A 22268-nucleotide genomic window follows, 5' to 3' on the forward strand; every position below is an offset into this window, starting at 1 on the left:
GTGCACGAGTACGACGTTGCGCACCGGGAGGACCCCAAGGTGGGGCTCCGGTGTCTCGTCGGCATGAGCCGCCGTCCGGGAGGACAGGGCACCGGCCGTTGCGACTCCCGCGGCGAGTCCGCCGGTGAAGGTGCGTCAAGTGATCAACAGTGCTGCTCTCTGTAGTTGGTGGGGGCTGGTGGCGTCACTCGTCGATGGCGACCTGGCCCTTCTCTTCTCGGAGGCCCTTCTCTTGTCGGACGGGTGCGGTTCGGACCGGGACTCTTCCTTCGGACTGACGGTTCGGGCGGTTGGCGGCGTGGGCGTCGGCGAAGTCCCATACCGCGGTGAGGAGTTGCTCTGGTGACCGAAGCGGCGGTCCGCGCGGCCGCGTAGGAGCTGGTATTGCCTTTGCGGTCACGCAGGTGAGGATCTCGCGAGCGTCGCCTTGCTCGTCATCAGTGGCACCGGGCGGCTATGGCCGTGACGGCGGTGTCCTCGCCGCCGGTCTGCGACCGAGGGACATCCGGCGAGATCATCCAGGCCAGGCGATCACACCACCAGGAAGCCGAACAAAAGCACACTGCCGCCAGTGCACTCCCGCTGGGAACATGACCGCCACTGGCACTCCTCCGACCGCATCACCGTCGAACACGCCCTCCCCGACCACAAACGCTGGAAGCAACCGACCCGCTGGACCCACCGCCGCGACCAGCTTCCCGCCACCTACCAAGCCACCGTCAGCCTCGTCTCCGACCCAGCGAAAGCCTGAGCAACACCCCACGAGCAGGACACCATGCCCTCATCCACTATCACGCACCAACTCGCTAGGCCTGGGCGGTTCCAAGGGCGTTGCGCAGGAACGCCGTTGCCTGGTCGATGGCTCCGCGGGCGGCTTTGGAGTGACTCAGCGAGTTGAGCATCATGAAGTCGTGGACCGTGCCGTCGTAGCGCACCGTGGTCACCGGTACGTCGGCTGCTCGGAGCTTGGCGGCGTACGCCTCGCCCTCATCTCGCAGCACGTCGGCCTCGTCGACGATCAGCAGGGCGGGCGGCAGGCCGGAGAGCTGCTCGATGGTGGCATGGTTGGGAGACGCGGTGATCTCCGCGCGTTGGTTCGGGTCGGTCGTGTAGGCGTCCCAGAACCATTCCATCAGCTTGCGGCTCAGGTAGTAGCCGGTGGCGAATTGGTCGTAGGAACCGGTGTTCATGGCCGCATCCGTGACCGGGTAGTACATCGACTGCTGCACGAACTCGACGTCACCGCGCTCCTTGGCCATGAGGGCGAGTGCGGCGGTCATGTTCCCGCCGACCGATTCCCCGGCCACTGCCATGTGCTGTGCATCCAGCCCCTTGGACGCCCCCTCGCGGACGATCCACTGCGCGGCGGCGTAGCCCTGCTCGATGGCCACGGGGTAGTGCGCCTCGGGTGACGGCGTGTACTCCACGAAGGCCACTGCCGCACGGGCGCCGACCGCCAACTCGCGCACCAGGCGGTCGTGAGTACCGGCATTTCCCAGCACCCAGCCACCGCCGTGCATGTACAACACGACGGGCAGCGTTCCGGTGGCGCCCTGCGGCTTGACGATGCGTACCCGCACGTCGCCCACCGCTGCCGGAACCGAAACCCACTCCTCGTCGACCGGCAGCTTGTCGACCGGCGCGGCCTGGAGGTCGTCGAGCACCTTGCGCGCTGCGGTCGGATCCAGCTCGTACAGGAACGGATGTTGCGAGGTTGCGTCGGCGAGCTCCTGAGCCTCGGGCTCGAGGACGATTACGGCGGTTTGACCAGCCATGGGAATGCTCCCTGGGAAATCCGAGAAGCGCATCATAGGGAGCGCGGGGCGCTGGAGAACGCCGCGCTGCGCTCGGGCTGCGGTGGGGCGGTCGGCAGAGCCTCCGCCCTTGTTCAAGCCCCTGATGGGCATATATGTCCATTGTAATTGCCCGTCCTCCGCAGCTGCATTCCAAGAACCGCCCGATCCGTCCCGCGCCGGGTTCTCGGCTCTGTGACGACACGGCTTCCTCGGTGACAGGCTTACCGACGAGCGGACACGCCGACCGAGCCGACCGACCGTCACTGGTGGGATCACGTGTGATTCAAGGGAGAACGCTTCAACGCCGTGGTCTGTCCAGCACCGGTGGCGGTCCCGATCTGCTGCGCCCCATGGGGTCACGTACTGGAGCGAGACGCGTTCTGCGGTCTTTTGCCGCAGACGGCGCCACGCACGTTGAAGGACGCGCACGCGTTGCCATTTCCCCCTCAGGAGCGGAAAGCCACCTGCTCACTCCGGGGCACTGGGGCGACGCCCCACAGCTCATCGCGGTCAGTCCCGGCTGTCAGTGGCGGGTCAAGTGCCTGGGTGGGGAGCTCGTAGGTGCCGGCGCCGGGCCAGTTCTTCGTCGTCGACGAGAGTGAGCATGGGCTGACCCGGTGCGCACATCATGGTGACGAGGAAGCGGCTCGGGGAGTCTGTCCGGTTGTTTCCGTCCTGGTAGTGGATGACATCGCCGCCCGGCTCCCAGAACGTCTCCCCGGCCTTGATCACCCGCTCCGGCTCACCTTCCAGCTCGAAGAGCATCTCCCCCTCCAGCATGTAGCCGAAGGCAGGTCCCGAGTGCCGGTGCGGAGGGGTGCCGGGATCGCCGGGAGGGAACTCGACGAGTACCGTCATCGCCTCCGCCCCCTCCGGAACGAACGGCGGTTTCGCCGACTGCAGCACAGTGAGCGCCGACTTCCATGCTTCCGAGCGCGGTTGGCTCCTGGCGCTGCCTGCCGCCTGTTCGTTGTTCGACATGGCGAGGTCTCCAGTGCCGGCCGGCCGGGTCAGGTGAGCCAGTCGGTGTAGTGGGTGGGGGCGATGCGTGCGTCGCCCTTGGTGGTGAGCACATCGCCGTCGACGGCGGCGAACATGCCGGCGGTGTCGTCGGTGACGACCGTGCGGCCGTCGGGTCGGGCGTTCAGGGTGATCCGGCCGAGTTCGTCGAGGGGATGGACGTCGGGCCCGCCGACGTTGAGGGTTCCGTTCAAAGGGCTACCGGCGGCGACTTCGGCGACGGTGTCGGAGACGTCCTGCGCGGCGATCGGCTGGAGTGGGGTGGTGGGCAGGCGGACGGTGTCGCCCTCGGTGGACCAGGACATGAAGGCGTTGATGAACTCCATGAACTGGGTGGCGCGGACGATCGAATAGGGGATCGGCCCGGCCTTGAGGATGTCCTCCTGCAGGACCTTGGCACGGTAGTAGGCGAGGTCGGGCACCTGGTCCGCGCCGACGATCGAGAGGATGACGAAGCGCCCCACCCCGCCCTTGTGGCCGGCGGCCACGAGGTTGTCCATCGAGGTCTGGAAGAAGGCGGGAGAGGCGTCGTCGAAGGTCGGGGAATTCGTCAGATTGACGACGCCGTCGGCTCCGGTCACCGCCTCCTCCACGCCCTGGCCGGTGATCACGTCGACACCTGTGGACAGCGAGTGCGGCACGGCCTCGTGCCCGGCGGCGTTCAGCTTTTTCACGACCTGCGACCCGATCAAACCGGTACCGCCGATGACTGCGAACTTCATTGGTCACCTTTCGTCGCGCACCGATAGGCCATGCGTCCAGATTGCGGCGATGCAGTGCCTGGCGCACGCTGGGCCGTGCACTGCCGGCATGCTGGTGACGCTGCGTGCTTACGTCATCGCTGATGGCGCTTGACGCAAGGGCCATCCCTGGGAACGCTGCTGGTTGCCGCGACGCCCTTCCATCATCGGAGAGACACCACCTAATACTGCAACGGTGTTTGTGCTGATGTGATGGGCAGTTCTATGAGCTGTGTCCGCGTCGTGTGTAGTGACTGATGCGGGCTTGGTGTTGGCGTCTGCGGCGCCAGTGTGACCAGTGCAGGATGTGGTCGACGGGTGCGGGTTGGCGGTGTGTGAGGCGCGTGATCAGGCGTCTGATCTCGGCGAGGCCGAGGTGGACGCGGTGGGGCGATCAGTCCCCACATCTAGGCAAGTGCCGACGCCCGCGGCTCCGTCCTGGAAAACCGATGCACGAACCAGTCATGCACAGCGTCCAGTTCACCGGCCCACACCCTGACCAGCAAGGTCCCCAGCCATGACCAGACCAACGCCCGGCCTGCCCAACCGTCACGGCAACCACCGTTGGAGTACTAGATGATCAATTCCAAGGGATGCCTGCGGAGGGTGTGGGGTGGGCGGCGGCCGAAGCCACCGCGAGACGGTCAGGCGGCGGGCTGCCGGCCCTGGTTGTCAGGGTGGCAGCGGGCGGTCAGGCGTCAGGGTCGACTTCGGGGTGCGTGAACCGCACGGGCTTGCCCAGCGACCGGGCGTAGGCGATCTCGGCTCGGGTGCTGTCTCCGATGTAGTCGCCGACTACGAGCACCTCATCAGCGAGCCGGATCTTCGCCCGGTGCAGATCGTCGAGTCGAACCTTCAGCGCCTCGGCCTCGACAGGATCGGACCAAAGTTCGTGCGGCGACTTCATGTCACAGCCCGGTTTGACGACAATCTTTCCGGCTTTGGTCTCCCGCAGATCGGCCTCGTTCATCTCGGTCATGAAGCGGGTGGAGCCGCAGATCACGACGATACGCGGGAGGCTCAACAGCTTCTTCGCGTCGGCGAGCTTCTCCTCGGGGGTGAGCAGTTGCGGGTATGACACTGGTTCCTCCTGGTGGTGTGGTCCAAGGGGTGCCTGCGGAGACGAGAACGAGGGTGTCCAAGTTCGTTTTGTGACGAACGACGTGGACACCCTCGCGACGGCACTCTATGCGACGACTGCACCTGGTCTGCACCCTTCAGGGCCTGCCCATCGCCTTCGCCCTGACCGGGGCCAAGGCCGACGAACGCGAGACCCTCCTTGACCTCCTGGCAGCCGAATGCGAGCTTCTGCGAGAGCGCCCCCGACAGACTCTCATCGGCGACAAGAACTACTTCGGCCGTGGTTTCGAACGCGAACTGTCCGAGCATGGAGTCCAGTTGCTGCGGCCTGCCCGTAAAGGTGAACGGGAACGGCCTGGCGCAGCCCTGTTCAAGCCGCTGCGACAGGTCATCGAATCGATCAACGAGACCTTCAAGGGACAGCTTGACCTCGAACGGCACCGAGGGCGCACACCCGGAGGTGTCATAGCCCGCGTCATGCAACGCATCCTCGCGCTGACCGCCGCGATCGGGCACAACGACGCCACCGGACAAACCGTCCTACGCTCACTGATCGCCTACGATCACTGACCCCTTGGACTAGATCATCTAGGACACCAGGATCGGGATGAGCAGGGCCACGCAGGTGGTCAGGCTGCACAGAGCGGGGGCCGCGCTCAGCGTCTGCTCGTGACGCGCGGCCACCCGGGCGGCGGTCGCCTCGCTGCGGGTCAGGTGCCATGGGCCGACCCGCTCCTCCAGCCGCTGGTACACCGGGCCGAGCACGGCGCCGTAGGCGAGGTGGCTGACGAGGGAGGGGAAGGAAACAGCCAGTGCGGCGGCGCTCCACTGGGGTGCGGCGCCGAGCAGCAGGGGAAGCAGCGTCAGGTTGCCCGGGATCCACCACAGGAAGCCGTAGGAAACGCCCCAGCCGATCACCGAGGCCGCATCGAAGCTGCGACGGCGGAAGAAGACCGCGTAGGTGACGCCGACGACCTGGGAGATCAGCAGGTGGATGACGAGGCCCACGACCGCGGAGTCCGAGCCGACCAGAGACGCGAGGGTCGGTAGGAATCACACGGCGACCATGACGCCGGTGAAGATCACGCCGCCGGCCAGCCCGGCGATGACGCCGTGCCAGATCGAGATCACCCACCCCCGGCCGCCAGGCGTCCCTCCAGGGCATGGCGTACGTCATCGGAGAACACCGCCCGCGACAGACCGCCCAGCCAGCAGATCAGCAGGGCTGCACCGGCCCCGAGCAACACATAGCGGGGCAGATCCGCCACAGCGGCACGCACCGCGGCTGGCGACCACTGAAGCCCGCGGCCGTCAAGCAGCGGCGAGACCGTCACCGCCGCGAGCACCCACCACACGAACCCGAAGGCGGCGCCGCGGATCAGGGCGGGGCCGCTGCCCTCGGGGTTCGCCGAAGATCATCGCGTACGAGGCGCCGACCGTCGCACCGACGATCGGCCCGTTCCATCCGAGGTCGAGTACCGGGGCGACGAGCAGCCCGGCGACCGACGCGCACACCAGCAGGCGAGCACTGCGGCCGTGGACGCTCCGTAGGCCAGGTGGCCGAGCAGGCTGGGTATCAAGTCCTGCGCCGTCGCCACGTCCCAGGCCACAGGCTCGCCCAGCAGGATCGGCAGCAGCGTCAACGGCCCGAGGAACCACCACAGCACGCCGTACGCGAGTCCCCACAACAGCAGCTCGCGCTGGCGCGCCACCAGCACGCCGAAGATGCTCCCGATGATTGCCGCGATCAGCAGGTGGACGGCGAAGCCCACGAAGCGAGTCGGTTCTGACGATCGCCGCGACGGTGGGCAGGAACCCGATCTGCACCATCACCGCGCCGAAGACCAGGCCTCCTGCGAGGCCTGCGGGGGCTCCGAATCCAGCGTTGCGCATGACGGTGTTAGGCATGACGGTCATCCTTGGTCGAGAGGGCGATGTCCCTGGGGAAGACCAGGTCGAGGGTCCTGTCGGCGAGCACGCGCAGCCGTTTCTCCACACTGGGCAGCTTGCTCAGATAGACCGAGCGCCACAGGACCCAGGCGAGGAAACCGGAGACCCGTCGGCCGCCGATTTCGCCGGCCGCCGTGCGGTGCCCCAGCGAGACCAGCACGCCGAGCCCGCCGAAGCGGAACGGGACGGGACGGCGTCCGCCGAGGACCGCGGCGATGTTCCTTGCCACCGCCTTGCCTTCGCGGATCGCGTGCTGCGCGGTCGGCGGGTAGACCCCGCCCGTCGGGTCGGGGATCCTCGCGCAGTCGCCCAGCGCCCACAGGCCGGGGGTGCCGGGGACCTGCATGGTGGGCTCCACGGCGAACGGCGGCTGCATGACCTGCTGCACCAACGGGTTCGGCCGGTTGCCCGCCGTCCAGGCCAGGGTGCGGCTGGGGATAGTCTCGCCGGAGTCCAGCGTGATGTCCTCGGCGGTGGCCTTGCTCACGCGCGCCCCGAGACGGAACTCGATGCCACGTCCGCCGAGTTTGCGCTGCGCGTACAGGCCGAGCATCGGCGACAGCTCCGGCAGCAGCCGCTCACCCGCGTGCACGATCACGAATCTGGGCTGCGGCCCGTGCAGCCGCGGATAGAAGTGGACGACGTCATGGACGAGGTCGAACAGTTCGGCCACCAGTTCCGTCCCGGCGATCGGAGGAAGGCGTCTCCCCCGTCGGCGAACCGTTCCCCTGCCCCTTTCATCCTCCTCTCCCGCGCCCCCTCCCGCATGTCGTACGCGTCGCGGCGACGCGCCGCCGGCCGTGGTTCTCCCTACCATGGGTGATGGCGGTGAAGAGCGAAATCCCGGTCTCGGGACCACCCTGCAGGACGGCAGATGAACCCCTCTTCCGCGGGACGACCAGGCGCTGATCCACTGCACCCCGGAGACGATCGGTATCGCCGACGGAGTGAGCGTGGACGCCCACGACCTCGTGGAATCCGCGCTCGACGTCATGCACGCGCACGGGCCCCTCGACGACGACCAAACGCTCCTCGGCCTGCAGAACGGCGGGGACCTCCTGCCCGACTGGGACGACGACTGGGTCGTCCTCGAACGGGAGTGGTTGCGCCAACTGCGCCTGCACGCCCTCGACACGCTCTCAGAGCGGCTGGCGCGGCAGGGCCTGCCCGCCCTCGCCCTGGAGGCGGCGCTGGCGAGCATCCGCATCGAGCCGCTCCGCGAGAGCGCCCACCGGGCCGTGGTCTCCGCGCATCTCGCCGAGGGCAACCTGCACGAGGCCCTCCGGCACTGTCACGCCTTTCGGCACCTGCTGCGCGCGGCGCTCGGTATCGAACCATCCGTGCGGTTCGCGCGGATGATTCCCCAGACAGAACAGTGACGGGACGAAACGATGACGGGAGGGCGCGATGACGGCGGGGGGACGGACCGCTTCCACCCTCTGAGGAGGGTGGGACCCGACCGGAAGGAGACCGGTGGTGAACACGCTTCCGTATGCCCGGAGCAAGAACCGGATCGTCGAACTGATGGAGCAGCCCGCGGAGCGGCGTGACGCCGACTGGATGCGGGACGCGGCGCAGCAGGCGATCCTGCTGGAACTCGCCACGCTCCCCCCGTATCTGTGCGGCATGTGGTCGATCGACACATCGACCGGGGACGGCTCCGTCCTCCGCGCGCTGCGCGAGATCGTCTTCGACGAGATGTCGCACTTCGGTCTGGCGTGCAACCTGCTCACCACGCTCGGCGGGACTCCCGCGCTCGACGACGCGTCGGTGGTGCCGACGTACCCGGGGCCTCTGCCGGGAGGCGTGCGGCCCGAACTCACGGTCTTCCTCAGCGGGCTGACGACGGACGCGGCGGAGATGTACTCCCTCATCGAGCAGCCGGACCAGCCGCTCGCGAAGGTCGCGGCGCCGCACCCGTCGATCGGGGCCTTCTACACCGCGCTCCTGGAGGCGTTCCGTGCGCACCCGGAGCGGATCACCGGTGCCCGGCAGCTGACCCTGCACTTCGGTCACGGCGCGGGGAACCCCGTCGTGTCCCTCGCCACGCTCGCCGCCGTCGAGAAGGCCATCGGCGTGATCAAGGAACAGGGCGAGGGCACGTCCGCGTCGCCCGAGAACCCGCACCCTGGGGCGGCGGGAGAGCTCGCCCACTACTACGCCTTCCGGGAGATCTTCCACAAGCGCAGGCTCAGGAAGAACCCCGGCACCGGGAAGTTCGAGTTCACGGGAGCGGAGATCCCGATGCCGGACACCCTGCCGATGGGGATCGTTCCCGCTGGGGGCTGGCCCCGGACGGGACCTTCCGCACCGGACGCAGGGACGACACAGCTCCTCGACGAGTTCAACCAGGCGTACAGCAAGTTGCTGCGTCTGCTGCAGGATGCCTGGCGGCGGGACGACGCGGGCGAGGCGGAGGGGTTTCTGTTCGAGGCGATCGCACAGATGTCCGTGCTGCAGGACCCCGCACAACAGCTGATGGCGCGCCCGCTCCCCGGCGGCGGCAAGAACTACGGGCCGGAGTTCCTCTACGTGACTCCCTGACGGGTTCGCGCCTCCCGTACGCGCCCCTGCCGCGCAAGTGAAAAGGGCACCGGTTCGGCGCCCCGGGTGGTTTGTGACCGGGGTTAGCGTCGGACACGTTCCGATCCCCCACCCGCCCGGCGACGTGACCTCCCTTGCGCGTCCACGGGCGGAGAAGGCGACGATCCGTTGGACGTCCCTCACCCCCTCGGGCCCGCTGATGGCAGCCGCCCCACTGCCACAACTGGCGGCCGATATCCGCGACGGGCTCGTCCCCCTGCTCCCGGATCTGCAAGGGCTTCCCGAAGCCGAGCGCCGCAAGCGCCTGACGCAGGCGCTTAGGCCCTCCAGCGGCACCACCGATATGGCCTCTGCGTGCCACACGGTCCGGTAACCACCGGACAGGCCATACGGGCCATGCTCCGGCGGCGCGATGCGGCACGCAACCCGCCGCGCTGGCCGTCCATGAGGGGTTCGGTCAGCCATGCTGCAGTACAGGCGCAGGTCCCCCCGGTGATCACAGAGCGTCGCAATTCCGTGATCGCCAAGACCTGTGCCGGCTTTGCTGCCGAGGCCCCCCACCGGGCCTATCTGCGCGACCTCTAAGACCGCGGAGAATCCCAGCTTCAATCGTGAAGCCACAGAGCACGAGCCCGGCGCAGACAGCCCGGGCGGCGGCCCCGCGCCCGGCCAACGATCGACACAGCGCGTAAGACACCGCGGTCAGAGTTTTCATGAGTCAGACCCCGGCCCGGGACAGCGCCCACCCATGCTCCCAGCACAGCAGCCGTAGCGCGGGGGCGCACGGAAGCGAATAGGGAACTCGCAGCGCTGGAGCCGTCTTTGTGTACAGGACGGGACACCCGCGCTCGCGCACGGGACACGGCCTCAGCCGTGTCCCGGTCTCCTATCTCTGACAGTGAGGATGTGACGCGGTGACGCCGCTGGCGGGTCTGACCCGAGCTCTGACTGACGTCTCGACTGTCCTGTGTGGCGCTGGGTGAGCCGTAACCATGCACCCGCGAACAGGCCCAACCCCGAGCGCTCCCGCACACCAGCCGTGGGCGGCACACACAATGGAGGGGACAGTGGATGGCTGTCATCCCTGAGCACGCACACGCCCCTGCCTCGGACCCGGCACCGAGCGACCACCTCGCCCGGCTCCACCAAATCGAGGGCCAGGTACGCGGGGTGACCCGCATGGTCAAGCTAGACGAACTCACCCTCGCCCTGCGCCGCTCGCCGCGTAGGTGACTGCCCCGCGCACCAGGTCTCACCGTTCACGTGGGGAAGCAGCCGAGCGGCTGTCGTTGACCGGTCGGTCAGCGGTTTCCGGCCCGCAGGTGACTTCGTCGCGAGGCACGTAGTGGGTCTTGAACGTCTCTCGCTTGACTTCCTTGCCGTCAGACCGGAAGACCCGGTCGACATTGACGTCGAAGCCTTCGAGCGGCGTCTGCGGCAAACAGTTCTTCGCGGCCCCGGGGCGGCTTCCCGGCTGTTTCACGTTGGTGCGAGGGCCCGTGACCGCTTCGACGGAGTCGTATCTCTTGGTGCCGAGGAAGCTGACCGTGACGGAGGTGTCCGTAGCGCTGGCCTGGATGTAGATGGCGTTGCCCGAGTCGTTGTTGAACTTCAGGTCGAGACTGCCCCAGACGACCGTTGCCTCCCGGCCTTCCGGGTAGCGCTCGATGTAGAACGAGTGCGCCCCGTGCTCCAGCGGTTTGACGCCTGCGAAGAAGAGGGCGTTGAAGACGGTGGTGGCGACGGTGGAGACGCCGCCCCCGGGCGCCTTGGTGTACTGGTCGTTCTGGATGATGATGCCGTCCACGAAGCCGTTGGCCTTGGTCCGCTCACCGACGGTGCGGTTCAGGCTCCAGGTCTTGCCGGGAAGCACGACCGACCCGTTGATCAGTTCCGCGGCGCGGCCGATGTTCGTTGTGCGGTACGGGGCGCGCTCGAAGTTGACCGTGAAGGTGGACATCTTCTCCTTGATGCCCAGTCGTTCGACGGCGTCACGGGTGAGCTTGGGCCGTGTCTCCTTGGCGGCCAGCGCTGCGGTACGGGCCGCCCCGGTCCTGGTCAGCAGGGGCAGCACGGCTTGCTCAAGCCCCTTGGCGGTGACCTCCCGGCCGGTTTTGGCGTCCGAGGCCACCACCCGGTCGCCGTCCAGGCGCAGTTTCGCGTCGGCCACCTTGCCGGTGACTGGTGCCAGGGGGCGGGCCACCGCCGGATCCTGCAGGAGCGCCTTGCCGTCGAGTTCGGGGATGAGCCGGTTGGTCTCGTCTGGTTTCATCGTGAGGTGTTTGCCGACCGTCACGGGGCTGATGGGTATCTGCCGTCCGGCTACGGTCACCGTGACCGGGGCCGACATCGCGGGCCTGGCGAACTGCGTCATGGCGCGGTTCACTTCTGCCGCGTCGACGGCGGGTTCGCGCTGCCGGACCGGCAGCGCGACCGGTCCCGCCTGCCGGCTGAGGACTGCCGAGCTCAGCGCTTCGGCCGCGCCGCGCACATCGAGGGACTGCCCGTTGCGGTGCTCTACGGGCACCGGCTTGCCCTGCTCGAAGGTGATCGCGCCGTTCCGGGGCGTGCTGTCGTACTGCGTGGCCGTCTTGGTCAGCACCGCGAGGGTCTTCGCCTCGTCAGCGCGGATCACCGGTTCGATGTCGCGGTCACCGCTGGTGAGCAGGCGGCCGATCACGGTCAGCGGGTCGGCGCCCGCCCGCGCGGCACGGGCGACGGTCTGCGCACTGTCCAGGGAGAAGCCGGCCGCACGCGCGTCGATGGTGGCGGTAGATCCGCCGATGCGCACCTTCACCCGCTCCGGCCACGTCCTGCCTATCTGCTGGTCCAGCCTCTCCTGGGCCTGTGAGCGGCTCAGCCCCCCGATGTCCACCCCACGCACCCGCGTCCCCGCCGGCACATCATCACCGGAAGCCAGCAGACCCGTCACGTAAAGAGCGCCGAAGCCGGTGGCTGCGGCCCCTGCCAGGAGCGCGATCCGGTGGATGCGGCGACGGGCGGGCCTCGTGCCGTCGGCGGGCAGGCCAGGGCGGGGTGGCAGATGCACTGAATCTCCTTGTAAGTGGCCGCCTCGTCACACAGAGGCACTTCATGCCACAAATCGGGCTTAGCGACCGTAGTGAGGGGGCATATAAAGGCTCGATAAGATCCACACCCGCGCGATGCCGGGCACCGCTGCGGCGGAGGCCGCGACGGCGCCGACGACGAGCGCAAGCCCCGGCGAGGCCGCCGCCACACACGGAGACGCTCGCCATCTCGCAAAGAAGCTCATGACCGGTCTGGGTACGGACTCGGACGCCGACTGACGCACAGAGTTGGCATCCGCAAGCTCCTCGGGAGCGATCCGATGGCCCGGCGCCTCAAATCGCGAGACGCATTCTTTGTGATCTGCGTCACGCACTGCTGGGACGCCTACAACGATGCACCTGCGAACACCCCCTGGCATTGCAGCGGCCGAGGCAGGCACGACGAGGGTGCTGGTAGATCAGCTGGGCCCGCTCGCTGGAGTGGCCGACGCGGACAATGAGGTCCTTCAGCTTGGCGCCCGTGTCGGCGGCAAGGGTGTTGCCGGTGCCCCGCAGGTCGTAGAAGCGGAAGTCGTCGGGCAGGCCGACCTTCTTCCGTGCCTTGCGGTACTTGCGTCCGAAGGTGGACCGGCGGAAGGGCGCGCCGCGCTTTCCGATGAAGACCAGGCCCTCCGGGCCCGGCTCGGCGAACCAGTCCGCGCACTGGCCGAGGTCAAAGCGGACCGGCTCGGCTGACCGCTCCTCGTCAAGCCCTTGTGGGGCTGCAGCTGCGACGGCATCCGATTCATCTCTGAGTCGTGGACGACATGCGTGAATGTACTAAACGCAACTCCGTGCCTCATTTCTGCCCGACGCGGCGAGAAGCCCGTAGTCAACCCCTCGGCAATTCTGGTCACAGCCGTTGGACGCACTGCACCCGATGGATCACTTGCGGTGGCGCACATCACGACCACAGAGCCCGAGCGCGTAAATCGACTCCACCCAGAAGCAAATTCCCTGATGGGAGCCCACCGGGCACCCAGACATAGGAATTCACCTACTTCTCCCCGGCTTATGCCGAACGTCCGCTCCAGGGAGCCCGGAGGATCCCTACGTGGCTCGACACGCAGATCTCAGCGTGTTTAGAGTGCGCCGCGCAGACGCTCTTAACCCGTCGTCTAAGAGAGAATCGAGATACTTCGGGAGTTTCTCCAATGGGGAGTCGCGGTTTCAAGCCGAAGCGCAGCGGCGCGAAGGTCGCCGTCATCGCCGGGGCGATCGCCGCGACGGTGGGGGCCGCCGGGTACGGCGCGTACAGCCTCATGAGCACGAGCGACAGCGCCTCAGGCGAGAACCAACCCGCACCGAAGACCGGCCCGCCCAGCGCGGTCGAGGTCCGCGCCACCGCGCGGGACTTCCTCGACGCCTGGGCGGCGGGCGCCCCGGACCGCGCCGCCGACAAGACCTGAACGTTCCCACACCTGCGGAAATGGCTACGTGGCAAGCGCATTGGCGTCCATGTCGCGCGCAAAGGCATCGAATCCAGCGAACGTGCAAACGCCTCATCCGACTCACCACACAGGACACCGTCCAAGAGTCGGGTAGGTGTTGGGGCCGCGAACGACCGGTCAGGCTGCCGAGGGCGTGGCTTCCTGGCCAAGGTCACTGCTTGCGACTGGTTGTTCAGACGAGCGCCGAGGTAGGAGCGGGCAGGTAGGGGGTGATGTTGCGCCAGGCGCGCTCGATGTATTCCTCTTTCTCGCCGACCGGGGCGACATAGTGCAGCGCGCCTTCGGCGGCGTCGTCGCCCTCGAGGCGAGCGATGATCCAGGCAGCGAGGTAGTGCGAGGCCAGGCAGCCGCCGGCGGTGGCGAGGTTGTCCTTGGCGTAGAAGGGCTGGTTGAGTACCTCGACGCCGGCGGCGATGACCCAGGGCCTGGTGGTCAGGTCGGTGCAGGCCGGGATGTCGTTGAGCAGGCCGAGCTTGGCCAGGACGAGCGCGCCGGAGCACTGTGCCGCGATGAGTTGGCGCGACGGGTCCAGGCGGCGCAGGATGTTCATGATCGCTGGGTCTTCGACGACCTCGCGGGTGGCGATGCCACTGCCGACGATGACGGCGTCAGCGGCGCACGCCTCCTCGAGGGTGGACATCTGCTCGATGATCACCCCGTTCATCGACGTCACCTTGGGGCTGGGGGTGGCGATGGTGACGCGCCAGTCGTCGGACTTGATCCGGTTGAGAACACCGAGTGCGATCAGGGAGTCGAGCTCGTTGTAGCCCTCGAAGGTGAGGATGGCGATGTGCACAGCGACTGTCCTTCCGGGTGGGTCGGTGGGTGGATCTTGACGGTAAGGACCCACGAACAGGACAGTCAAAGAATTGTCATGCATACAATCCGCTCCATGGCAGCTCCGCGGTACAAAATGCTGGTCGACGCGCTCGCATCCGACATCCGGACCGGACGGCTCGCCGCGGGTGCACGACTGCCGACACACCGCGGGCTCGCCGCCCATGAGGGCATCGCCGTGGTAACCGCGACCCGGGTGTACGCCGGGCTGGAAGCGATGGGACTGGTGAGCCGGGAACAGGGCCGCGGCACGTTCGTGCGTGACATCGCGGTTCCCGCCGGTCACGGCATCGATCAGCAGGTCGTCGCTACGGATGCAGTCGACCTCAACTTCAACTATCCGTCGCTGCCTGGGCAAGCCGATCTCCTTCGGCAGGCTCTGCGAGAGGTGGCCACCTCTGGTGATATCGACTCGCTGTTGCGCTACCAACCGCATCGAGGGCGTCCCCAGGACAGAGCCTCGATCGCGCGGCACCTGAGGCGTCGAGGAATCACCACTGACGCGGATCAGATCCTCATCGTCAACGGTGCGCAGCACGGCCTGGCCATCACCGTCATGGCCGCGCTCAACGCCGGCGACGTCGTCGCGGTCGACGCACTCACCTACCCGGGTTTCAAGGTGCTCGCGCATGCCTTTCATCTCGACCTGGAGCCCATACCCGCAACGGCCAACGGGCCGAATCTTGAGGTCCTCGAGAAGCTGTGCGCGACCCGGCCTGTGCGCGCGATCTACACCATGCCCACCTTGCACAACCCTCTGGGCTGGGTCATGCCGGCAACTGACCGAACCCGCCTCATCGAGATCGCTCGACAGCACGGTCCTGTCATCATCGAAGACGCCTCCTACGCCTACTTGGTGGAGGACCCTCCACCGCCTCTGGCTGCAACCGCGCCGGACATCACCGTCTACGTCTCGGGGCTGTCCAAGAGCGTCGCTACCGGCCTCCGGGTCGGCTTCGTCGTCGCACCGCCATCTGTGGTGCCGTCGCTCGAACGCGCGATTCGGGCGACCACCTGGAACACCCCGGCCCTCACCACCGCGATCGCCTGCCGCTGGCTCGAGGACGGCACGGTGGACCACTTGGAAGCGCAGAAACGAGACGACGCCAAGGCCCGCCAAGCACTCGCCGGACAAGAGCTGGCGGGCCTGCCGTTGATCAGCCACCCCTCGTCCTACTTCACATGGCTGCCACTGCCCGACGACGCACGCGCCGATCGCCTGACCGCCACCCTCGCGCGTCAGCACATCTCGGTATCCACGGCCGAGCCGTTCACCACCTCGATGCACACACCCCAGGCGATCCGCCTCGCTCTGGGCTCGACCGATCTGGACAGTCTCCAGTCGACGCTGCGTACCGTGCGGCGAGTCGCTGTCGAGGACGCCTACGCTTGAGTTCCCCTTCGATCAGCTGGTTCCTGCCCGCACCGGCGTCCGTGTACGAAGGGTCGTCGGCACTGGAGGCTTGGGGAAACCCGGTCGGCCTGCGACCCGAGACTTCGATGCCCGGTGGCCGTGACGGGGTGTTGTACACCTACTCCTTCGACGCTGCCGCCCGCCTTGCTGACGCAACGGGCGACAACGCCGCCGTCCGCGCATACCTGGGACTCCCAAAGCCAGACCGTGACCTATGAGGTGCGCCGCTGGCTCCAGGCAGTGCTCACGACGGATGATCAAGTTGGGAAAGCGTGGGGACCATCCTGGTCCAGTGCGTGCGCGGTTGGCCGCTCCAAGGTGGACCATGGAAGCCAAAGCACTCCATAGGTACGGGGCAGGCCACGGGCTGGCGCGAGCGGAGGCCCTTGTGGTCCGGCACATGGAAGGAGTGCCCGTGTGAGCGCAGCCGATGGGCGGCCGGCTGAATCCGGCCGGCCCGAGGGACGGTCGTCGCAGCCGAGTGGGCTGATGGATCTGCTCGGTGTTGCCGCGGTGCTGCTGGATGCCGAGGGGCGGATCGACTTGTGGAGCCCGGAGGCCGAGGAACTGTTCGGCTATACCGCTGAGGAGGCGCTCGGGCAGTACGCTGCGCCGCTGCTCGTCCACGAACAGCACTGGGATCTGATGATCAAGCTGTTCGCCGAGGTCATGGACACCGGGGAGCGGTGGGCCGGGGCATTCCCCATCCGGCACAAGGACGGCAGCACTCGCTTGGTGGAGTTCCGCAACATGCGGCTCCTGGACGGCCTCGGCGACTTCTACGCCCTCGGCCTGGCCACCGACAGGTCAACGCTTCGGGAGGTCGAACGGGACCTCGCCCTGTCCACTCGGCTGATTTCCCAGTCCCCCATAGGGCTGGCGATCCTCGATACCGCTCTGCGGTACGTGGCCGTCAACCCCGCTCTGGAGCGGATGCACGGCATTCCCGCGGAAGACCATCTGGGCCGGCACTACCGCGAGATCATGACCTCGACGAAGTTCGAGGGACCGGAGGCCGGGATGCGGCAGGTCCTGGAGACCGGGGCTCCCCTGGTCGACGAGTACACCATCGTCGGCCACACCCCCGCCGACCCACACCTGCACGCCTGGTCTATCTCGCTGTACCGGCTGGACGATCCCCAGGGCCGGGTGCTCGGGGTGGCGGACGTGGTGGTGGATGTCACCGACCGTTATCAGGCGGCCACGGAGGCCGCCGAGGCCCGTCGGCGTCTGGCGCTGATCGCCGACGGCTCCGCCCATATCGGCACCACCCTGGAGGTGGGGCAGACCGCCCGCGAGCTGGCCGGCGTCACCGTTCCCGAGATCGCCGACATGGCCACGGTCGACGTCCTCGACTCCGTCCTCGACGAGCACCGCCCGCCCCCGGGCGACGGCGCCGCACTCTTCCGCGCCCTCGCGGTGCACGCCGCCTATGTCACCGAAGCCGTCCAGGCCGCCGACCCGCCCGGCCAGATCGCTTCCTACGACGCCGACCGCCTGCCCACCGAATGCGTACGCACCGGCCGGCCGATCCTGATCTCCCACATAGATGGCACCACCCTGGCCCGCATCGCCCGCGACGACCGCGCCGCCACGGTGCTGACCCGCGCCGGCGTGCACTCCTACATGCTGCTCCCGCTCACCGCCCGCGGCCAGATCCTCGGCTTCCTGGGCCTGAGCCGCGCCCGCAACCCACAGCCCTTCACCGAGGACGACCTCGCCCTCGCCGGCGAACTGGCCTCCCGCGCCGCCGTGTGCATCGACAACGCCCGCTCACACCAGACGGTGCGCAACGCCTCCGAGACCCTTCAGCGCAGCCTGCTCCCCGACCACCCACCCCACCTCCCCGGCCTGGAGGTCGCCTCCCGCTACCGGCCCGCACAAGCCGCCTACGAAGTCGGCGGCGACTGGTACGACGTCCTCCCGCTCGACGGCGACAAGACCGCACTGGTCGTGGGCGACGTCATGGGCAGCGGCATCGACGCCGCCGTCACCATGGGCCGCCTGCGCACCGGCACCAGCGATTTCGCCGACCTCGACCTCGACCCCGCCCAAGTCCTCCAACACCTCGACAAGATCACCTCAGGACTTGAGCAGTACATAGCCACCTGCGTCTATGCCGTCTACGATCCTCGCCGCGCGGAGTGCCACATCTCCACCGCCGGCCATCTGCCCCCCGTCCTGGTGCGCAGCGGCCAACACCCGGAGCTGCTCGACCTGCCGACCGGTACCCCTCTCGGGGTCGGCGGCGTCCCCTTCGTGACGACGACCTTCCCCGTCGGCTCTGGTGATCGGCTGGTCCTGTACACCGACGGACTCGTCGAGGTCCGCCATCACCCCATCGACGAACGCCTCAACACCCTCCTGCACCTGCTCGACGCACCCGACCGCACCCTGGAGGAAACCTGCGACCGACTCCTTCACGAACTCCGGCTTCCCGCCGACCCGGATGACGTCGCCGTGCTCATCGCACGCATGCAGCCCTTCGCGGAGGCTGACGCTCTCACGGGGGAATAGCACACCCACCTGCTTCAGGACGGCTTCCTATTGATGTCGGATCACGGTTGCACGGCCCGGATTCGCAGGAAAGCTCCGATGGAAGATTGAGTTGACGGGCGACCGGGCCCCTGTCTTGCCGGACTGGCTTGACCGTCCCCTGCATAAAGGCCCGAAAGACAACGAGAACCGGTGTTACTCACGCTCGGAGTATTTCCGCGCAGCTCCGTCGGCGAACGGCACGCGTTCGACGGGACTGCTCACATCAAGTTGTGACCTCGAACTCGCGCACCCGCCGCTACATCATCTGGCGGAACACGCCCGCCCGCGACGAACCACGACGCGAGGTGGTCAACAGGGCGAGCGTTGCCTGATGCGGCACCTGACGGCTGTCCCGTAACTAGGTGCTGAGTGCTTCCTCCGTTTGTCTGGGGCCGCCGGCTGGCACCCGCGTGCCTGCGGCTCGTGAGGCACTGAAGCGGGGACCGTAGCGGCATGAAGGATCGGCAGTTTGACGTGTGGACGGTCGGGGCCGCATACGAGCGGTACATGGGTCGGTGGAGCCGGCTTGTCGCGGAGGAGTTCACGGCGTGGCTCAACTGCGCGGACGGTCTGCGGAGTTCGTGGGCTTAGCCCGAACCACGACTCCCGTCTCGACGCACTTTCATCGTGGCAGACGCGATGTCGCTGCCAGTACGTGCTGAAGCGTGTGACGTGGCCATCAGTGGTCTGGCCCTGAATTTCTTTTCCGCGCCCACTGCTGCGGTGGCCGAAATGACCCGATCGGTCCGGCCGGGCGGCCTGATCGCAGCGTATGTATGGGACTACGCCGACGGCATGGGCTTTGTTCGTCGATTCTGGGACGCTGCCATCGAGGTGGATCCGTCCGCCGCCACACTGGACGAGGGCCACCGGTTCCCTGTGTGCCGGCCGGAGCCGTTGCGCGCGGTGTGGGCTGACGTAGGACTCGTTGACGTGTCGACCACCTCGATTGAGGTGCCCACCGTCTTCGCCGACTTCGCCGATCTGTGGGAGCCCTTCCTGGCTGGGCAGGGCCCTGCACCGAGCTATGTAGCCGCTGTCGCCCTGGCCGACCGAGACCGAGTGCGTGACGCACTCAGCGCGGCTGTCCCCAGGAGGCTAGACGGCTCCATCTCGCTCACTGCCCGGGCCTGGGCGGTGAGCGGCCGGAGGGCGGCCCTCGCCGAGGCGAGGCGAGGCGAGGAGGCGCCTAGCGGAACGTCTTCCACCGCCTCGCCCGCTGCTACGAGCGCCGGACCACTACCGTCCATGCGTTCTTCGACGTCGCCGACACCATGCTCAAGGTGCGTAGCCTGATCCGTCGGTCATGGACGACCCACCCCTGGAACGAATACCCGATCCGCCGGCCATGAGCACGTGCCTACCTGCATCCGCTGCCTCACCGGCAAGGTCACCTGCCGAGGATCGCCCTCAGCGCGGTCACGTAGTCGGGGCCGGTGTTGAGCGGTGCGTATGTGGGCGGATCTGCCGGACCGGTGAGAGTGTCCAGTGGCCTGACTACGACGCCATAGTCAGGCCGGTGCTTGTACTGGATCGACATCCGGTCACGGCGGACCGCGCTAACCCGGTGCGGGGCCGCCCGGTGCAGTCCGTTCGACCATCGCTGCACATAGTCGGCGAGGAAGACGAACAGCGCGCCGGGAACGGTGGGGACCTCCAGCCACTCCCTGTCGGAGTCCCGGACCTCCAGGCCCGGTTCGTCCTGGTCCAGGATGGTCAGCAGGGACAGGTCGATGTGCGGCGACATCGCGTAGCCCACCGTGGAGCCGACGTCGGACGGGTGGCTTGCGCCGTAGTAGTTGAGGCCCAGCCGGTGCAGCGGACTGTCCAGGTAGCCGGTGAAGAAGTTCTCCGCCAGTCCCATATCCAGGGCGCAGGCGGCGAGGATTCCGTCGCCCAGGTGTGTCAAGTGGTGGAAGAGCTCCAGGGACTTCGGAAAGTGTGCGTGATAGAAGTCCACGGACGACGGCAAGGCGAGTTCGTCGGTGGTGTTGCCGATCCGGTACTGCTCGCATGCCTCAGTGCCGCTGTGGGTGCGGCTCCGTTCCCTGCCGAGCCCGCGGTACCCCAGAAACTGGGACTGCTCGGTGGCGTCGTACTTGCGCTTCTCCGCTAGGGGCAGTTGGTAGAACCGCTGCATTTCCACATAGGCGTTCCTGATCAAGTCGGCGGGGATACCGTGGTTATGGACGAAGAAGAACCCCTTGCGCCTGCAGACGTCGCCGATCCCGGCAGCGACTGCCGCCCGGTCTTTCGAGGTCCAGCCGGCCGCGTGCCCCGGCAGCTGTACGTGCGGCATCATGCCGTGCCCTCCCGTGAAATCGCCGATCGGAATGAGCCGAGCCGGCTCCCGGCCCGTTTCGAGGACCGTGAGGCATGTCCAGACCAGGCGCCCGAACCGCCGTGCCATCTTGGGAGACACCCCAGAATCCGCACAATCCGCGGGATCGGCTTTGGGTCAGCTTGTCGACGACCGGAGCGATCGAGGGAGCCTGGTTCGCCCGCTCAGAAGCCCCGCCGGAGCACCCCAGGATCTAATGATCGACGCATCACCGCCGCCCACTCACCACGACGCATCCATGCGCGGCGGCTGAACGCACCGGCCGGGAGCTGCAGAAGGTCAGGCGGCCTGTTGCCGGCCTGCGAACTGAACGGCTGGGCGAAGGTGGCGATTCCCTCGGCTTCCAAAACCAACGTTACGCACCGGACAGGTCGGCCGCTGTCACCGCGGCTGGTGCATAGATGGGGCGGGACATGCAGCGGGGGCCGCCGCGTCCTTTGACCAGTTCGTCACCTGCGATGTCGATGACGTTGATCGCGGTTTCCCGCAGGTCACTCAGCACGGATGGGCACATGTCGTAGCCGATGACGGTCCGGTCGCCGAGACACAGGTAGTTGCACGCCTGCTGGAGCCATGAGGCGTCCTGGGGCACCTCCACCACCGTGATCCCCAGTTCGCGTAGTACACCGAACAAGTCGACGCGGTGCTGCCCGGTGACGGTCAGATGGGTGCAGGAGACCACACTGGGGGTGTGGGCGACCACGACGTCGTCGGCTAAGGGCACCAGCCCGCCATCCAGGTTCATCCGCCAGGGGGCGAGTTCGACGGCGAAGATCTCATCCACCAAACCGGGCAGCAAAGCGTGGCGGAGGCACTCTACGGCCGCGAAGGTGGTACGCCTGGCAAAGCCGATGAGCAGGCATCGGCTGCCGCTGCGGGTGAAGGGAACAACATCACCGCCTTCCAGATAAGCGTGCTCCGGGCCATCCCACTCGATCCGTGTCAGCCCCAACGACTCCAGGGCCGTGGACAGGACGGCAGTCTCCGGGCGGCGCATGGGCTCCGCCATGCGTCCCGGCAGGTACACATCAGGCGCCCAAGGCAGGGTCACTGCCGCATCCCGGGTGAACATCAAGTTCGGGTCGGCACACGCTGCAGCAAAGGCCGGGGTGTCACCGACCAACTCGGCAACGTACCGGCAGGAGACGCCCGCTCCCTCAATAGCCTTGACGAATGCACGAGGCTGGAGGGCCAGACGTGCGGCATCCGGGCGCTCACGGAAGAGGAGCCGCTCGGCCAGCTCGCTGTCCGGCATGGCGTGCAGGACTTGCAGCGCGCCATAAGGGGTCGGATCATGAACGAGGATGACACCCGGGCGCCGGGAGTGCTCGGCGGCTGAAGGCCCAACCATACGTATCCTTCCGTCGGTTGTTCCGCACCTGATTCCTTGCCGCTGCCCCCTCCGACTATCCCCCTTTATCGGGATCCGGCCGAAAAGCCCTACCTCCCCGACGCTGCGCATGTCTGGGCAGACCTGCTGGAGAGACTG

Annotated in this window: 19 protein-coding genes and 4 pseudogenes; 10 read left to right on the top strand and 13 right to left on the bottom strand. The window is 67.5% G+C overall.

Features of this window, described 5'->3' with window-relative positions:
• Window positions 1–571: 571 nt before the first annotated feature.
• On the top strand, window positions 572–751 hold the full coding sequence (locus WAB15_RS01200; RefSeq protein WP_407284931.1) for a hypothetical protein: 180 nt from the start codon (window positions 572–574) through the stop codon (window positions 749–751).
• A gap of 55 nt (window positions 752–806) precedes the next feature.
• On the opposite strand, the gene WAB15_RS01205 is transcribed toward WAB15_RS01200, so the two are convergent.
• From WAB15_RS01205 to WAB15_RS01220, 4 genes are all read right to left on the bottom strand, one after another.
• Window positions 807–1775: an alpha/beta hydrolase gene (locus WAB15_RS01205; RefSeq protein ID WP_399150589.1), complete on the bottom strand. Its 969-nt coding sequence runs from the start codon at window positions 1773–1775 to the stop codon at window positions 807–809.
• A 555-nt stretch (window positions 1776–2330) separates the two neighbouring features.
• The gene (locus WAB15_RS01210) at window positions 2331–2777 is read right to left on the bottom strand and encodes a cupin domain-containing protein (protein WP_407284932.1); all 447 of its coding nucleotides are present in this window, start codon (window positions 2775–2777) and stop codon (window positions 2331–2333) included.
• Window positions 2778–2806: 29 nt separating this feature from the next.
• The gene (locus WAB15_RS01215; RefSeq protein WP_407284933.1) at window positions 2807–3538 is read right to left on the bottom strand and encodes an SDR family oxidoreductase; all 732 of its coding nucleotides are present in this window, start codon (window positions 3536–3538) and stop codon (window positions 2807–2809) included.
• A gap of 709 nt (window positions 3539–4247) precedes the next feature.
• Window positions 4248–4637, bottom strand: a complete 390-nt coding sequence (locus tag WAB15_RS01220; RefSeq protein ID WP_037743720.1) for a hypothetical protein — start codon at window positions 4635–4637, stop codon at window positions 4248–4250.
• A gap of 113 nt (window positions 4638–4750) precedes the next feature.
• Between WAB15_RS01220 and WAB15_RS01225 the strand changes: the two are divergent.
• Window positions 4751–5206: pseudogene (locus WAB15_RS01225) on the top strand (transposase); the annotation flags it as partial.
• Window positions 5207–5224: 18 nt separating this feature from the next.
• Here the strand turns inward: WAB15_RS01225 and WAB15_RS01230 are convergent.
• The 4 genes from WAB15_RS01230 to WAB15_RS01245 form a co-directional block, all read right to left on the bottom strand.
• Window positions 5225–5668, bottom strand: a complete 444-nt coding sequence (locus WAB15_RS01230; RefSeq protein WP_407289138.1) for a DUF6789 family protein — start codon at window positions 5666–5668, stop codon at window positions 5225–5227.
• Window positions 5669–5763: 95 nt separating this feature from the next.
• Entirely contained in the window at window positions 5764–5904 is a 141-nt protein-coding gene (locus WAB15_RS01235; protein WP_407284934.1) for a hypothetical protein, read from the bottom strand.
• A 147-nt stretch (window positions 5905–6051) separates the two neighbouring features.
• Entirely contained in the window at window positions 6052–6408 is a 357-nt protein-coding gene (locus WAB15_RS01240; protein ID WP_407284935.1) for a hypothetical protein, read from the bottom strand.
• Window positions 6409–6536: 128 nt separating this feature from the next.
• Entirely contained in the window at window positions 6537–7259 is a 723-nt protein-coding gene (locus WAB15_RS01245) for an NAD(P)/FAD-dependent oxidoreductase (RefSeq protein WP_407284936.1), read from the bottom strand.
• Between the two features lie 280 nt (window positions 7260–7539).
• On the opposite strand from WAB15_RS01245, the gene WAB15_RS01250 reads away from it, so the two are divergent.
• The 3 genes from WAB15_RS01250 to WAB15_RS01260 all read left to right on the top strand — a co-directional run bounded on the left by WAB15_RS01250 (window position 7540) and on the right by WAB15_RS01260 (window position 10363).
• Window positions 7540–7965 (top strand): BTAD domain-containing putative transcriptional regulator, encoded by a 426-nt coding sequence (locus tag WAB15_RS01250; RefSeq protein WP_407284937.1) that lies wholly within the window; start codon window positions 7540–7542, stop codon window positions 7963–7965.
• 97 nt (window positions 7966–8062) lie between these two features.
• Window positions 8063–9130, top strand: coding sequence for a ferritin-like domain-containing protein (locus tag WAB15_RS01255; RefSeq protein WP_407284938.1), 1068 nt, complete (start codon window positions 8063–8065; stop codon window positions 9128–9130).
• Window positions 9131–10201: 1071 nt separating this feature from the next.
• Window positions 10202–10363: a metal-sensing transcriptional repressor gene (locus tag WAB15_RS01260; protein ID WP_407284939.1), complete on the top strand. Its 162-nt coding sequence runs from the start codon at window positions 10202–10204 to the stop codon at window positions 10361–10363.
• 19 nt (window positions 10364–10382) lie between these two features.
• Here the strand turns inward: WAB15_RS01260 and WAB15_RS01265 are convergent, their stop codons facing one another.
• Both WAB15_RS01265 and WAB15_RS01270 read right to left on the bottom strand, forming a co-directional pair.
• Window positions 10383–12179 (bottom strand): VanW family protein, encoded by a 1797-nt coding sequence (locus WAB15_RS01265; RefSeq protein ID WP_407284940.1) that lies wholly within the window; start codon window positions 12177–12179, stop codon window positions 10383–10385.
• Between the two features lie 427 nt (window positions 12180–12606).
• Window positions 12607–12855: pseudogene (locus WAB15_RS01270) on the bottom strand (tyrosine-type recombinase/integrase); the annotation flags it as partial.
• Window positions 12856–13352: 497 nt separating this feature from the next.
• On the opposite strand from WAB15_RS01270, the gene WAB15_RS01275 reads away from it, so the two are divergent.
• Window positions 13353–13607 (top strand): hypothetical protein, encoded by a 255-nt coding sequence (locus WAB15_RS01275; protein ID WP_407284941.1) that lies wholly within the window; start codon window positions 13353–13355, stop codon window positions 13605–13607.
• 214 nt (window positions 13608–13821) lie between these two features.
• Here the strand turns inward: WAB15_RS01275 and WAB15_RS01280 are convergent, their stop codons facing one another.
• Window positions 13822–14445: a DJ-1/PfpI family protein gene (locus tag WAB15_RS01280; RefSeq protein WP_407284942.1), complete on the bottom strand. Its 624-nt coding sequence runs from the start codon at window positions 14443–14445 to the stop codon at window positions 13822–13824.
• 96 nt (window positions 14446–14541) lie between these two features.
• Between WAB15_RS01280 and WAB15_RS01285 the strand changes: the two genes are divergently transcribed.
• The 4 genes and pseudogenes from WAB15_RS01285 to WAB15_RS01300 all read left to right on the top strand — a co-directional run.
• Complete coding sequence (locus WAB15_RS01285; protein WP_407284943.1) at window positions 14542–15879, top strand: PLP-dependent aminotransferase family protein; 1338 nt, start codon at window positions 14542–14544, stop codon at window positions 15877–15879.
• Between the two features lie 438 nt (window positions 15880–16317).
• On the top strand, window positions 16318–18417 hold the full coding sequence (locus tag WAB15_RS01290; protein ID WP_407284944.1) for a SpoIIE family protein phosphatase: 2100 nt from the start codon (window positions 16318–16320) through the stop codon (window positions 18415–18417).
• Window positions 18418–19065: 648 nt separating this feature from the next.
• A pseudogene (locus tag WAB15_RS01295) lies at window positions 19066–19194 on the top strand (methyltransferase domain-containing protein); the annotation flags it as partial.
• 437 nt (window positions 19195–19631) lie between these two features.
• Window positions 19632–19790: pseudogene (locus tag WAB15_RS01300) on the top strand (IS5/IS1182 family transposase); the annotation flags it as partial.
• A gap of 38 nt (window positions 19791–19828) precedes the next feature.
• Here the strand turns inward: WAB15_RS01300 and WAB15_RS01305 are convergent.
• Window positions 19829–20740, bottom strand: a complete 912-nt coding sequence (locus tag WAB15_RS01305) for a 2-oxoglutarate and iron-dependent oxygenase domain-containing protein (RefSeq protein ID WP_399148132.1) — start codon at window positions 20738–20740, stop codon at window positions 19829–19831.
• Between the two features lie 394 nt (window positions 20741–21134).
• Window positions 21135–22034: a dimethylarginine dimethylaminohydrolase family protein gene (locus WAB15_RS01310; RefSeq protein ID WP_407284945.1), complete on the bottom strand. Its 900-nt coding sequence runs from the start codon at window positions 22032–22034 to the stop codon at window positions 21135–21137.
• Window positions 22035–22268 lie beyond the last annotated feature (234 nt).

Origin of the sequence: Streptomyces sirii (assembly GCF_045690365.1) — a bacterium.
Classification (GTDB): domain Bacteria; phylum Actinomycetota; class Actinomycetes; order Streptomycetales; family Streptomycetaceae; genus Streptomyces; species Streptomyces sirii.